At 61.5% G+C, this 13,352-nt stretch carries 11 protein-coding genes and 3 pseudogenes; 2 read left to right on the top strand and 12 right to left on the bottom strand.

Features of this window, described 5'->3' with window-relative positions:
- The 9 genes and pseudogenes from H8B02_RS37465 to H8B02_RS37425 form a co-directional block, all read right to left on the bottom strand.
- Nucleotides 1-261: pseudogene (locus H8B02_RS37465) on the bottom strand (P-type conjugative transfer ATPase TrbB); the annotation flags it as partial.
- A gap of 180 nt (nucleotides 262-441) precedes the next feature.
- Nucleotides 442-1,770, bottom strand: a complete 1,329-nt coding sequence (locus H8B02_RS37460; RefSeq protein ID WP_229170802.1) for an MFS transporter — start codon at nucleotides 1,768-1,770, stop codon at nucleotides 442-444.
- A 132-nt stretch (nucleotides 1,771-1,902) separates the two neighbouring features.
- A complete protein-coding gene (locus H8B02_RS37455) occupies nucleotides 1,903-2,328 on the bottom strand; it encodes a ribbon-helix-helix domain-containing protein (protein ID WP_229170801.1) in 426 nt (141 codons plus the stop codon).
- Nucleotides 2,329-2,334: 6 nt separating this feature from the next.
- Complete coding sequence (locus H8B02_RS37450) at nucleotides 2,335-4,323, bottom strand: conjugal transfer protein TraG (RefSeq protein ID WP_229170800.1); 1,989 nt, start codon at nucleotides 4,321-4,323, stop codon at nucleotides 2,335-2,337.
- A 36-nt stretch (nucleotides 4,324-4,359) separates the two neighbouring features.
- The gene (locus H8B02_RS37445) at nucleotides 4,360-6,123 is read right to left on the bottom strand and encodes a DUF3363 domain-containing protein (protein WP_229170799.1); all 1,764 of its coding nucleotides are present in this window, start codon (nucleotides 6,121-6,123) and stop codon (nucleotides 4,360-4,362) included.
- 507 nt (nucleotides 6,124-6,630) lie between these two features.
- On the bottom strand, nucleotides 6,631-7,695 hold the full coding sequence (locus tag H8B02_RS37440; protein WP_229170798.1) for an IS110 family RNA-guided transposase: 1,065 nt from the start codon (nucleotides 7,693-7,695) through the stop codon (nucleotides 6,631-6,633).
- A gap of 577 nt (nucleotides 7,696-8,272) precedes the next feature.
- On the bottom strand, nucleotides 8,273-8,962 hold the full coding sequence (locus H8B02_RS37435) for a lytic transglycosylase domain-containing protein (RefSeq protein WP_229170797.1): 690 nt from the start codon (nucleotides 8,960-8,962) through the stop codon (nucleotides 8,273-8,275).
- A gap of 197 nt (nucleotides 8,963-9,159) precedes the next feature.
- Nucleotides 9,160-9,672: a S26 family signal peptidase gene (locus H8B02_RS37430; RefSeq protein ID WP_229170796.1), complete on the bottom strand. Its 513-nt coding sequence runs from the start codon at nucleotides 9,670-9,672 to the stop codon at nucleotides 9,160-9,162.
- Nucleotides 9,669-10,133, bottom strand: coding sequence for a DUF2840 domain-containing protein (locus H8B02_RS37425; protein WP_229170795.1), 465 nt, complete (start codon nucleotides 10,131-10,133; stop codon nucleotides 9,669-9,671). The genes H8B02_RS37430 and H8B02_RS37425 overlap by 4 nt, the downstream gene beginning before the upstream one ends.
- Before the next feature lie 278 nt (nucleotides 10,134-10,411).
- Between H8B02_RS37425 and H8B02_RS48675 the strand changes: the two genes are divergently transcribed.
- Both H8B02_RS48675 and H8B02_RS48670 read left to right on the top strand, forming a co-directional pair.
- Complete coding sequence (locus tag H8B02_RS48675) at nucleotides 10,412-10,648, top strand: transposase (protein ID WP_312001510.1); 237 nt, start codon at nucleotides 10,412-10,414, stop codon at nucleotides 10,646-10,648.
- A 6-nt stretch (nucleotides 10,649-10,654) separates the two neighbouring features.
- The gene (locus H8B02_RS48670; RefSeq protein ID WP_312001509.1) at nucleotides 10,655-10,819 is read left to right on the top strand and encodes a hypothetical protein; all 165 of its coding nucleotides are present in this window, start codon (nucleotides 10,655-10,657) and stop codon (nucleotides 10,817-10,819) included.
- A 200-nt stretch (nucleotides 10,820-11,019) separates the two neighbouring features.
- On the opposite strand, the pseudogene H8B02_RS37420 reads toward H8B02_RS48670, so the two are convergent.
- The 3 genes and pseudogenes from H8B02_RS37420 to H8B02_RS37410 form a co-directional block, all read right to left on the bottom strand.
- Nucleotides 11,020-11,872, bottom strand: a pseudogene (locus H8B02_RS37420) (replication initiator protein A).
- Between the two features lie 3 nt (nucleotides 11,873-11,875).
- Nucleotides 11,876-12,154 (bottom strand): helix-turn-helix transcriptional regulator, encoded by a 279-nt coding sequence (locus tag H8B02_RS37415; RefSeq protein WP_229170794.1) that lies wholly within the window; start codon nucleotides 12,152-12,154, stop codon nucleotides 11,876-11,878.
- Between the two features lie 758 nt (nucleotides 12,155-12,912).
- Nucleotides 12,913-13,352: pseudogene (locus H8B02_RS37410) on the bottom strand (hypothetical protein); the annotation flags it as partial.

The raw sequence follows: 13,352 nt of genomic DNA, 5'->3' as shown, positions 1-13,352 counted from the left end.
TGGCGAGCCGGCATGCACCTCGGCACCGACGTGATGCGCTACCAGGCGAACAATGCGCTCGCCATCCGCAGCCGACAGAGTTTCGCCTGTGTCGATCAGGCCATTCGACAACCGGTCGATCCACAGCCGCCCATCTGGGTTGAGCATCACCTCGATGATCGCCTCGTCTTCGAGGTAGCCGGCAATCGCCGACCCAAGCGCGCTGCGCAGCATTCGCGCACCGCGCGAACTCGCTTCCGATTGAATGGAATGGATTGCCACTGTTCGCCCCCACGAAATGAGGACGTCCAACGAGCGTCCTCATGTGGGGATGATTAGAAAAGGCACCTATGGACTTGGCGCAACAAGCGGCTTCAGTGATCGTAGACTGGCGTAGAAAAAGAAAGACTGAGAACTGATGTTGAGGCCTACTCAATCGTATTGTACTTGGCGAGCGACCGCTCACCACTCCGCATCGTCATCCGTGGGTACCAGTATGACCGAGTTCTCATATACGCCGACGGGCTCGACAGCATCGGAATCACTTGCAGGCATGAAAAAGGGAATTGAACGTATCCATGAGGCGACGGATTGGCGCCAAGGCAGCGCGAACCACACCAATGCCGTGATCTGCAGTGCTATGTTGAGACCGAATGCGACCTGATAGGCTGAGGCGGACCTATGGCCACCGTTCGTCGGCCATTGCTCCAGGATCAGGCCTGTTGCGGATTGTGCCAGAAATGCCCAGCCAAAGTGCAAGACGTTCAAGGCGCCATTGGCACGACCAGCAAGCTCAGGCGGAAAGTAATCAGCTATCGCCGCAAAACTGACGACCGTCGCCGTTCCGGCAATTGCGACAACGGACCAGGGCAAAATGGACGGCAGAGGCGCTCGCAGGATCAAGGCCAGCTCGGCTACGATAAACAAGACAGCAACGATCGCTAATATCGCCTCCGCGCCGATTCCCCTTCGTTTGATGTGATGGACTGTCATACCGAACAACCAGGCACCGGCGCTAAGCATGATCGACATTATGAACAGCTGCCTGACGAGACTTGCGCGATCAAGCCCCTCGACGTCTATCAGCCAAGGCGATGCCCACAATCCCTGCAGGGACCAGGACGATCCAACGCAAGTCGCCGACAACGGGGCCATTCGCCAAAAGCGCCGATCGCCAAAAACGGAGCTGAGGGTGGCGCGCGCTGTTGACGAGACATCGCGTCGTTCGGGCACCATGACGTAGATGAGAAGAGCCGTCGCTCCGGTCGCAGCCGCCAGGATCTCAAAGAGCTGCCGCCAGCCCATCCAGGCGAGCAGGTGCTCGACGGGAGTCGTAGCGGTCACCGCTCCTAGCGATCCCAGCATGACCATGTAGCCATTCAGCAACGCAACTCGTTCCCTTGGGAACCAAAGGATGATGGATTTCAGACCTGCTGTGAGCGCCGCCGCCACCCCAAGCCCGATCATTGCTCGTGCAATCAAAAGGGATAGGAAGCCGGTCGATACCGAGAACAGTCCCGCGCCGACTGCTGCGAGCAAAAGCAGAACGCTCTGGACGCGACGCGGACCAAAGCGGTCCAATAGAATACCAACGGGGATCTGAGCTGCTGCAAAAACAAGAAAATAGACTGACGTAAGCAACCCGAGGTCGGCAGTCCCAACGCCGGTATCCGAGCTGAGATGGCTGGCGATCAGAGCGTTGATCGTTCGAAACAGATAAGAGAGATAGTACCCGGCTACAAAAGGCAGAAAAACGCGCGCAGCTTGACGCCATGCTGTTGAGATTTGCATGCTGGCCCCTTTGCTCTCAGCTCGCTCGAGCCGATAGCGCGTCCAGCTTTCGTCAGTTCGGCTAAATCGCTGCAGTCGTAGGCTGGCGTAGATAAAGAAGGACCGGCGAAATGGGCTTTCTACATGGTTCGATCAGGTTTCTTCGGCAGGTTCCTGACGGCGGATATCTTCTGGAATCTCGCGCAGAAAGCTTTGTCCCTTCTGCAAACGGCGCCCGAGCGCCTCGACAAATCCTTCAAATCGTTCCCGACCCTTTGCCTGCGCGGCCGCCTGCGCGTCGTTGGGTAGCGGTGGCGTGATCGTCAGCCAGAAACGAATGAAGAGGGCCAAGGTCTCGGCTGTCAAACCAACGTCGCGCTCCAGTCTCTGCATCTGACGCGACAGTCGATCCAGCCGACGGGTAAACGCTGCCTCCCGCCTGTCCGCGCCGTCCGGTGACAGAAACGAACCGACTGCCGCTTCCACGATCGCGGACCGGGAAAGCTTCTTGCGATCGGCGAGCTCCGAGATCTGTTTCAGAAGCTCTGGCGGGAAATAGACGTTCATCCGGTCGCGCATATCGCCTCAGAGCTCCATACCGTCATTTGGGTCCATGGCGACTTGACGGGCGACACCGCGCATCTGTTGGCGTATGAGCCGAGACTGGCGGACAGCATCCTCGTCGTCGTCAAGAACCGCGGCAAATTCCTCGGCTGGCGTCGGCTCGGTCGTCTCCTTGACGATCGCGACGTGATCGGGGAGTTCGGGCTCGCGACGAAGGCCGGTGTTCGCCGTGTCTTCCTCGGCCTCCGCGGCTTTGCTAGTTGGACCTCCCGTCGGCTTCGGCGTTCCGAGCGCCGACCATCCGTCCGTTCGCGATGATCGGCCGGCCCTCGCCGGATCCGGCGGAGGCAGAACCCGCTCGGTGAACCGCCGATCCTCGTAGTAGCGGACTTTCTTCGCCCGGATCGGCGCCGTGCCCGCCACCATGACGATCTCGTCCATCGGCGGAAGCTGCATGACTTCACCCGGGGTCAGCAGCGGCCTTGCCGTCTCCTGGCGCGAGACCATCAGGTGCCCCAGCCAGGGGTTCAACCTATGACCGGCATAGTTCTTCATCGCCCTCATCTCGGTCGCGGTACCGAGCGCGTCGGACACACGCTTCGCTGTCCGTTCGTCATTGGTCGCGAAGCTGACGCGGACGTGGCAGTTGTCGAGAATGGCGTTGTTGGGACCGTAAGCCTTCTCAATCTGATTGAGTGATTGCGCGATCAAGAAACTCTTGATGCCGTACCCCGCCATGAAGGCCAGCGCGGACTCGAAGAAATCAAGCCGCCCGAGTGCTGGGAACTCGTCGAGCATCATCAGCACTCGATGCCGGCGACCGCGGGCGTGTAAGTCCTCGGTCAGGCGCCGGCCGATCTGGTTCAGCACCAGGCGGATCAACGGTTTGGTCCGTGAGATATCTGAGGGCGGCACCACGAGGTACAACGTCGTGGGGCTGGCATCGGCAATCAGGTCGGCGATCCGCCAGTCGCAACGGCGGGTCACCTGGGCCACGACCGGATCGCGGTAAAGTCCGAGGAATGACATCGCGGTGGACAGGACGCCGGAGCGTTCGTTCTCGGATTTATTGAGGAGCTCGCGCGCGGTCGAGGCGACCACGGGATGAGCACCCTGCTCGCCAAAGTGCGGCGTGGTCATCATCGCCTTCAACGTCGCCTCGATCGGCCGCTTCGGGTCGGACAGAAATGCCGCCACGCCAGCTAGGGTCTTGTCGGTCTCGGCATAGAGGACATGGAGGATCGCGCCGACCAGGAGCGAATGGCTGGTCTTCTCCCAGTGATTCCGCTTGTCGAGGGAGCCTTCGGGGTCGACCAGGACGTCGGCGACGTTCTGGACGTCGCGCACCTCCCATTCCCCGCGCCGGACCTCGAGGAGCGGATTGTAGGCTGAGGACGTTGGGTTGGTCGGGTCGAACAACAAGACGCGGCCATGCGACGAGCGGAAACCGGCGGTCAGTTGCCAGTTCTCCCCTTTGATGTCGTGAACGATGGCCGAGCCGGGCCAAGCCAACAATGAGGGGACGACAAGACCGACGCCTTTGCCTGATCGGGTCGGTGCAAAACACAAAACATGCTCCGGTCCGTCATGGCGAAGGTAGTCGCGGTCGAGCTTGCCGAGCACCACACCGTCCGGACCGAGTAAGCCAGCAGCCCTCACCTCCTCCAGATCAGCCCAGCGCGCCGAGCCATAGGTCTCGACATTCTTGGCCTCGCGCGCCCGCCACACCGACATGCCGATCGCCACCGCGATCGAGACGAAGGTCCCCGCCGCCGCGATGAAGGCCCCCTCGACAAAGATTTGAGGCGCATAGGCGTCGTAGACGAACCACCACCAGAAGAAGACTGGCGGGTAATAGATCTTGAAGCCCAACAGTTCGAACCAGGGCCGCCCAAGCTCCGGTTGCCAGGCGAGCCGCCAGGCCGTCCACTCGGTTGCTCCCCAAATGGCCAACAAAACGATCAGGCCGACAACGATCACCTGACCCCAGAGGATTTTGGTTCCGGACATCCCGAACGTCCTTCCGCAACTGAACTGGAGAGATTGCTAGAGGCCGAGGTCGCGCTTCCGACCAAAACCCCACTCGATGCCACCGCCGTCCTTCACGACCCCGGTGACGTGTTGGCCCAGCCTCTTTTCGAGCTCGCGCGACCAGGGCACGAGCTGGAAGCCGAGCCCATTATCGATCATGGCGAAACGTCCAGAGGTGAGCGTCAGCCGCTCGCGATAGGTGCCCGCCACTTGCTCTCCAGAGGCGGCGTTCACATGAGGCAGGCGGGTGTCGGCCGAGACCTTTGCCGCCACCTCGTCCAGCTCGCGCCGGCGCAACGTGTTCAGGAGGTCGCGCTGCAGGATGATGCGTTGGCCCTGCCGCCGCGCCAGGCCCTCCTGGACCAGATGCTCCGTTCGGGCTTCCAAGGCGTCGCGGGTCTCGCGGCCAAATCCGCCCATAGCGAGCGGCACGGGATCGCGTTTAACCAGTCTATGGTCGAGCCAGGTGGCCCCTTTTGCAGTGACCTGCCCACCAAGATCGAGATCGGAACGGGTCGCGAGTACCACGGTGGGGCGCGGATCGCCGGGTGGACCGAAACTCCGGACTTCGACGATGCCGCCGACCGGCGGTGCATATTCGAACGCCTCGAGCCCTCGGAAGCGCACGTGGTGAGCGCGTCCGTCTGTTCCGTCGATCAAGGCGTAGGCCTCGCCGGTCAGTTCGTCATGCAATCCGCGGTCGACCAGCCGCCCGATAATCTGTGCCGTCGGCCGTCCACCTTCGATGACGAAGTCGGCAACGCCGCGCGCTTCCCCACGCTCGGTGAAGGCACGGTGCATGGTCTTGATGATGTCGCCGCGCATGCCGAGGTCGCGCAAGCTGCGCTCGGCCTCGAGCCCCACCATCCATTCTCCTGGTGCGGCGGATGCGGCAAGGCCCATCTTCTCCAGGTGTTGAAGGCGACCAACCATCAGGCGCCGGATCTCGGGATCGGAGATGCCCGGGTTCTCGGGGCGAAGATCGACAGTGCCGGTCTCATCGGCTGCCAGCCGGATCTCCCGATCTAGCCGCGTCCATCGATCTGCCGTGACTTCCCTCTCCAGCGAATTGCGGATCTCGTGCTCCGGTTTTGGACCTAGTTCTATGGCGACCAGTTCCTCGGCGCGGGAGCGAAGGCCTTGGCTGATGTAGTCGCGGGAGATCACGAGATCTGCCCCTTCCTCGTCTACTCCCCGAACGAGAAGATGGACGTGTGGGTTGTCGGTATTCCAATGGTCGACGGCCACCCAGTCGAGCCGCGTGCCAAGATCGGTCTCCATTTGCCTGGCGAGATCGCGGGTGAAGGCCTTCAGGTCGGTCATGTCGCCGGCATCCTCCGGCGAGACGATGAACCGGAAATGATGCCGGTCGTCCTGGCACCGTTCGGCGAAACCAGCGCTATCGGCGCGGTTGCTGTCAGCATCGAACATCTCGGCCCGCTCACCACTCCGGGTCACGCCGTCGCGCTTCAGATATGAGAGGTGGGCGGTCAGTGGCGCTGAACGGAAGGCTCGCCCTTTATGACGAACCACGCGCGCCTTCACCACAACACGGCGCGTCGGGCCGAACAATCTGGCACGGCTAAAGGCGAGGCGCCCGCGGCCAAACGTCGAGCGCCCATAGGCTGCCGAACGCCTGCCGGCCGCGGTCTGACCCGCTGTGTGTCCGGCTTTCTTCGCCGCCCGCAGCACCTGGTTGATGAAGCTCTTGGGCTTTGGCGCGCGGGTGCTGCGGATGCGTCCAGGCCGAATACGCAAGTCGCTGTCGCCTACGCTCACGGCAGCGCCTCCCAACGATCAAAAGCGCGCACGGTGCCGAAAACCCTATTGATTGCATTCGTCAAAATGCAAGGCGCGGCACGCGCCCCGACCGACCGGCACGCGAGAACCCAAGCCATGCCAATGGCTTGCGGTTCGACCGGCGAGCCCCTTTTATCTGGCCGTCCTAATCGGGCGGGCAAAGTCAACTCATTCCTACGCTTTTCTTCGACTCTTCGAACTTCAGCCATTACCGACTCCTGCACCAACAACGCGCACTTCACCGCAGCCGCGTACGCGACGTGCATTCACCAGGCGGGGTCCATGCGTTCCTTCGCCTTCAGCACTTCGGCCGTCGCATGCTCTTCATCAGGTTCGTAAACAGGGCTGTCCAAGCAGTCCGGCGCTCTCGTCCCCGAAGGGCGGCAGCAGGCAAGAGATAGCGGACATGCGCGCATCTCCAATTTCGCTCCTCCTCAACGTGCCGAGCGCAAACCCAACGCTAATCCGTCGTCATCTGCAGCGCGGCTACCGTGCAGGTTTCAACCGCAGCCGCTGCGTGACTTTGGCACCAAAACCAACGTGGAAATCGGTCTCGCTGACCCACATCCGGTGCAGAATGCTTGCGAGCTTGCGCGCGACCGCGGTGATCGCGCACAGCATGCTCGACCGTTTGGCGATCCGCAGGCCCCACGCCCGCAGTGCCGACCATTTCCTGACCCGCAGCAGCAGGCTTGCAGCCGCCTCGGAAAGCGCCTCGCGCACGGCGACGTCGCCCTGTTTGCTAATGCGCCCTTCGTAATCGATCGACGTGCCGGACTGGTGCCGCCTCGGCGCCAAGCCAAAATGCGCGCCTACCGTTCGCGATCCGGCAAAGCGCCGGGGATCATCGACGCCGACCTTGAACGACAGGGCCGCAACGGGACCGACGCCTGGAACCGTCAACAGGCGCCGGCAGACAGCATCATGCTGGACCACCTGCAGCAGCACACGGTGCAGCCGATCGTAACCCTCGAGGGTGGCGCGGCGTACATCCAACATGGCCTCAATGGTCATTACAAAGACCGGATCGCTGCGCTCGATCAGTTCGCGCACACGGGCCTCAAAGGCACCGCGGGCGATGGCTCCAACGAGCAACCCATAGGCCCGCAGCGCACCACGAATGTGGTTTTCGAGGTCGATCAGCTTGCGCTTGAGCAGCTTCCGGCTGGTCAGCAGCGTGCGCATCTTCTGCATGTCGATGTTCTTGATATGCACGGCGCGATACCAGCCCAACCGCATCATCTGCGCGATGCCGGGCGCGTCATTCCGGTCGGTCTTGTTGCGCATCGTCGACAGCGAAACGCGCATGTGACGCGCTTCGACAACAATGATCGGGAGCCCCGCTGGCTGCAGTTCGCGATACAGCCAGATGCCAAGCGATGACGCCTCGACTCCCACTCTCTCGAGGCGATCCGCGGAGCCTTCTACCGCGGAGCGGATCGCCGCTGGCTCGGTCATAACCCTGACCTCGCGAACGGTGAGACCCTCGCCATCGACGATGCAAAGACTGGTTTCTTCCAGACCGACGTCCAATCCAACGTATAGCTTCATCGGAGTTCTCCTGTGTGGCAACGACCACCCAAGTCGTTGCACCAGGCTCCCGATCCGGCCACACGGCGGCTATCCCCGTGCACCGGCTTCTCGAAGCCCGATTTGAAGAGCCGTTCTGCCGTCGTATTCCGTAGGCAGTTGCAATAGTCATCTTTTGCAACGATATTGCCTGACGGATCACAATTGCGATGCGGTGAGGCTAAAGAGGTGACGCGGTCTTCCCGCGATGAGTAGAATGCCAAGCTGCTCTCCGAAGCCATTGCGGTGCTTCGCGAGTTGGTGCCACGCGCGCAAGACGCCACAGACGAGTCGTACGATGACGCCCATTCGGTTGATACTTGGAAGAGCGAGGAATTCCACGCCGCGATAGAGCGCGCCGAAGCAGTGATCGCGAAGGCGACAGCTGCCATGGCAGAGCCCCGCACAGAGTAGGAGCTCGCCGAGTCGACGCATTGCCGACCGAGGCCGCTAGACTCGTCAAGACATGACGTCATGTGCAGCCCCCGGACGCACACGTCGTGCCCGCCCACTGCTCTCGCTCCTCCACCGATTGCTCGCTGAAGCACGCCATTGCTGGTCATCGCAACACCCTCGAGTCCGATCGAGCGACAAAAACGCCAGTGGGCCTGGGGGCCATCTGCGAAACATCGCGCGACGAGATTGCAACCGTTGCGTAGCGCGAGAGCACGAACGCTGTCGGCCTACCGCGCGTTTCCATCAGGTCAGCTCGCTCAACGAACAGCGTCGCAGCTGCTGATGACCTCCGGCTCGCTGTACACGTCGGCGGCAGTTGGATGCTAAGCAAATTTGCAATCTTTGCCACATATGCTCGCGTCTCGTCTGGCAAAGTGGCTCCCGCGAGATGTTCTTCGTAGCGAGTTGGTCCCGCGTTGTACGCAGCAAAAGCGCCACGCGAACCGTAGCGGTCGAGCAATTCACGGAGATACGCCGTGCCGGCCAGAATGTTGTCACGCGGATCGTATGGATCGTTTCCTAGATCATAGCGTTGGCGCAGTTCCGCCCAAGTCGCCGGCATGATCTGCATCAGTCCCATTGCGCCCTTGGGCGACTTGGCATGCATGTCTCCAGCAGTTTCGATGCTCAAAACCGAGCATATCCACTGCGCCGGGATCGTAAAACGTTGTGAGGCTTCTTCGATGAAGGCCGAAAGCCTGTGGGTGGTTCGATAGATCGCTGGGAGCGAAGCGGACCCGTTTTCGGCCAGAGCGGCAGTGTCCGATGCGGTTAGAGCAAGCAGCAGCGACACAACTACCCAAACAGGCATACATGACCGAGCCAAGTCTCCCGTCGTGTTCGCACCCGTCCAGGGTAAAGCCGCTTCGCGCCGGTCATATGGACCACCGCTGCGCGCGTCAGGCTTGCAAGCGTTGGCGGGGACGGAGGAATGGTCCCGCAACCGATCCAACCGAGGAATGGCGGGGTGAACACGTAGAACACGCACGGTCACTCCTCCCACGTCCAGACCGGGAGCGCACGGCCAATCACCGCCGACGCCGGAAGGAATCCAAAATATCGGCCGTCCATGGAGTCGTCCGACTGCCAATTCATGAGAAAGAGCTCGCCGTCGCCGACGACGCGGCACCCCTGCCATTTGGGCAGCGGCCGGCCGCGTCCGTCGCGATCCTTCGCCTCGCCCACCGCAATATCATCGACCGAAATCGCGAGCCCGCTTCTACAGACCGTCTGCCCGGGCAGTGCCAAGACCCGCTTAAGCATGGGGACGCCGACCGGCAGATAGCCGTTCAAATCGAGGAGGGTCGCAAGCGGCTCCGGCGGCTGAACGGCGACCAGCTCGGTTACATGGAAGCGCTTCGCCGGTCGTAGGCTGTAGAGACCGATTGGCACGCTTGCCGATGCATTCCAAATGTAGAGTGGAAGCGGCTCCAGGACGATCGTCGCGATGAGCGCGGCCGCCACCGCAAACGTCGTGGTCAGCGTCATCAGGCGGCTCGTCATCGCATCACTCTCCGACGATGGAGCCAGGCCTGGTGGCGTGTTTTCGTATATGGACGCGGGTTTTCGTTGACGGACAGACGGTTATGAACGTGATGCCAATGATCGGGAGCGACGTCAGCCGGATCGATTCCAAGCGCCTCGACGGCATCAACCATCTGCAACACGCGCTCGACCTTCGGCCAGCCAGAGAGCCGCAGCACAATCTCTCCGCCGGGCCTCACATACGGTACGGTCGAGCAGCGCTGTCCCGGTGCCACCGCGCGCAAGATGTCAATCCGCGAGGTGATCGAGCCAAAGTCGTTGGATGTCCAACGGACGAAGCCAAAGATGCTGCCTGGTGCAAATGATAGGACACGCCGGTGACGATCAAGCTTTCGTTCCCTGACAATACGACCAAACCGAACGCGGTTCTCGATACGCTTCTCGAGCCACAAAACTTCCACTTCCGTGAGATCGCTCATGCCGCCGCTCCCTGACGCTCAAACCGGAAACGGTATGCTTTGGGCTTAGCGAAGCGCGTGTGCCACTTCTGAAGGTGAGCAGGCCTGGCGGCCTGACGTTGCCAGTCAGCTCCCATGCAAGTTGAGGCCTGGTCCGTTTGAAGAAATCCCAAGGATTTCTGGCTAGCCGCGGTACTGAGTCGTGCCCCCTTGCCTGACGCGTCGTGGCGACTAGGCCTCGCAACGATTCGCGGCTGGAGCGCACCGTGCATTCCAGCCGTCGGCGACGAGGTCGAACGATGGACTTCCATGCAGGGCTCGACGTGTCGCTGGATCCGAGACGATTCAGGAAGTCGACCAATGTCCGGACCCATTTCGGATTGACGCCACGGCGCCATCAATCCGGACAAACCGCTCGCATCGGGAGCATCACCAGATGCGGCGACGAACTGACGCGGGCGATGCTGCACAAGGCGGCAATCACGATCCTGACGACCATTCCCAACAATTTCGAGCCGCGTCTCGGGGGCCCGTAGCTCGCCGTGCTGCTGCACAAGATCTGGATCAATGGCGCAACCTTCTGCCTTGGCGCCCGCATTGAGCGCCGCCGACTCCAACGTGCGGCCGTCGCGCCAACTACGGACATTAACGAGTTCTCCTCGACGAGCGAGCTGCCGCAAGGAAAAGAGACGCAAGCGATGCGGTGACGCCGACGCTGATGATCGCGTGATCATGCGCGCGATCTTCGCGCACATGCATTGGCCACAACAATCGCATCGCAGGAGAGTTTTGTGCGCGAGAGAGTTGGCCCATGAGGCATGCTCGTTGCAGGCATGGTCGACTTGATGGCACGAGGCTCGAGTCCCCGATGGTACGAGCGTTACGGTCCCCGATAGCACGTGCTGATTCACAGGTTGTCCTCTGAAGCTGGAAATGAGCCCGCGTATGCACAGCCGCGCGGTTAAGGGGTTAACAAGCCTCGCTGCAAAGTTCAGCCGTTCGGCACCGTTCGGATCGCGCGTGAGCGCAAGCTGATAGATGGGCCATGTCTGGCGTTGGACGATCTGGCGTACGTCGTAGGCAAAATCCTTGAGCGGCGAAAGGACGCGGGACCTGGCATGGAGGTGCACAAGGTTGAAGCTCCGGCCGCCGTCGTGGCATCCACCGTGCTTACGCAGCCGGTAAAGCCAGCACTCAAGTCCCCCGGCCAGACTGAAATAAGCACGATCGATCGTCAGCACGAGCGCGTGATCGACCACACCCTTATAGAACCAGTCAGGCGGGATCAGCTCGAGACCAAATGGACGCCCGTTTGCATGGTCCGTCTCTTTCCACTCGTTGATCCAGGAGAAGCGAGGCCGCCGCCGTTCTATCGGCTGGCGGATCGAGATCTGCACTGTCGGCGACTGCGCCCTACCAAGCCCCGCGTTCAGCCGATCATAGTCAGGCGCTCTCGTGCCCAGGCGGAAAAAAGGCAAAATCTCGTAAGACATTGCGGCCATCAGGCGCGACGTTTTCAAACCGGTGTCAAGGGCTTCGACGAGCCGGGACGCGGCCCAGATCAGGACCTCTGCATCCCAGATGGTCGCCATGCAGTGTTCCGGCGCGACCTCGACGCGCATTGCGAGCGAGACGAATGGATAGGCCATCACATCCTGCGCGACGTGCGGCGCGAGATCGCCAGGAAGCGCATGAAACAGGTCAAGCTGCTCGCGCTCGGAGCGGCGGCGGCGGCGGGCTGAGGATTTGCTAACGGACATGGCTTAGCGCCGCTCCTTACCCGCATAGGGAATTGGCGCGCGCCGTTTTGCGGGCAGTACGGTCCCGACACCGGGATCCGAGGTCGATTTCTTCTTGCCCAGCTTCGCCCAGGCTGTCAGGTCAGCTACTGAGTAGACCACGCGCCCGCCGATCTTGTGATACTCGGGACCGGTTCCGTACGTTCGGTGTTTCTCCAACGTGCGGCCGGACAAACTCAGAAATCGCGCGGCTTCGGGCGTGCGCAGGTATCGGGACGGCTGATCCGCGCTCGGATCGGACATTTGAAAAGCTCCGTGATCCTCTGGAGCGCGAACGAGGGTCGTCGCGCGTCGACTGCCACGATCGCGGAGCAGAGGTGCTTAGGGGGATGCCGAAGATGAGGGGCGCGATTTTCGATATCCCCATCGAAGACGCTCGGGCCGCAGAAGCTTGCAATAGCCGCCGATCCACACCAGAGGGAGGCTCCGCACCCGTCGGTTGCACGGACCGTGTCTTCCAAGCGCGCGCGATCCGTTTCTTGCCGAGCAGCGCTCCGGCGATGATGCGATAGCTGCCACCTGGCAGTATGCGCCTCGAGCGCCGCGGACAACGGCACTGAGGCGCTCGCGCCTGCTGTTTGGATAATCGATGAACGCTGGCCTTGGCGCGTCCGTTCATCACGCGCCAGAGTCGCCGGCTACACGACATCGTCATCAAAGGCTAATTGTGCTGCGGGAGCGTTCGACCGAGGCCCTGCCCTCGCACCGAGTTGCCGATCGATCGAAACCCGACGGAGACAGATGGCCCTTTCACTCGGATTGACGGACGCCCCAGCGAGCCTGCCGATGTGAAAGCCACCGTAACCACGATTGCGAACGTCCAAATTGTCCAAGTCGCGCCGTCGCGGCGGCAGTAAAATTAAACCTTCAACCATTGTTGAGGTTACGCTTCGGCGCCTAGATTGGTGAGGTCGGGAGCAAAAGCCGGGTGGCCGACTTTGTCCGACATCTTATCTTACTTTCGGTAAGTGAGATGCTGCCCCTGTTGGGCCGCGGCCACGTTACGGGCGATGGAAGAGAAGAACTCGTCCATCCGGCAACAACTCCGCCGTGTAGCGCTCTCCGTTGATGAAAAAGCGTGTCATTGGGACGTACCGGGTCGGCAAGAGCTGCATGTTTTCCAGTATGTCGATCATGACGGGCTCCGCCAGTTGGGGGCCATGCCGCCAGTTCTCGCCGAATACGGGTCCAAGATCGGGCAAATCCGCCGCCTCATGATGGGCCGCCGCAGGCGCAAGGTAGAACGGCTGCGCGTTAGGTGCGGGTGCAGAGTGAGCATCGTCACCCAGCTCGCCCGGTGTGGGCGTATTCAGATCTATCAGTGACTGAAGACTGCCATAGATGTCCGACGGAGCCCTGGCAGGCGGCGCCGGCGCGGATTGCGCCTCGTGACGCCACTCGTCCGGTGTGGGTGCGTTCAGATCAATCAGTGACTCAAGAC

Origin of the sequence: Bradyrhizobium altum (assembly GCF_020889705.1) — a bacterium.
Lineage (GTDB): Bacteria > Pseudomonadota > Alphaproteobacteria > Rhizobiales > Xanthobacteraceae > Bradyrhizobium > Bradyrhizobium altum.
This window is presented reverse-complemented; position numbering and strand designations above follow the sequence as displayed.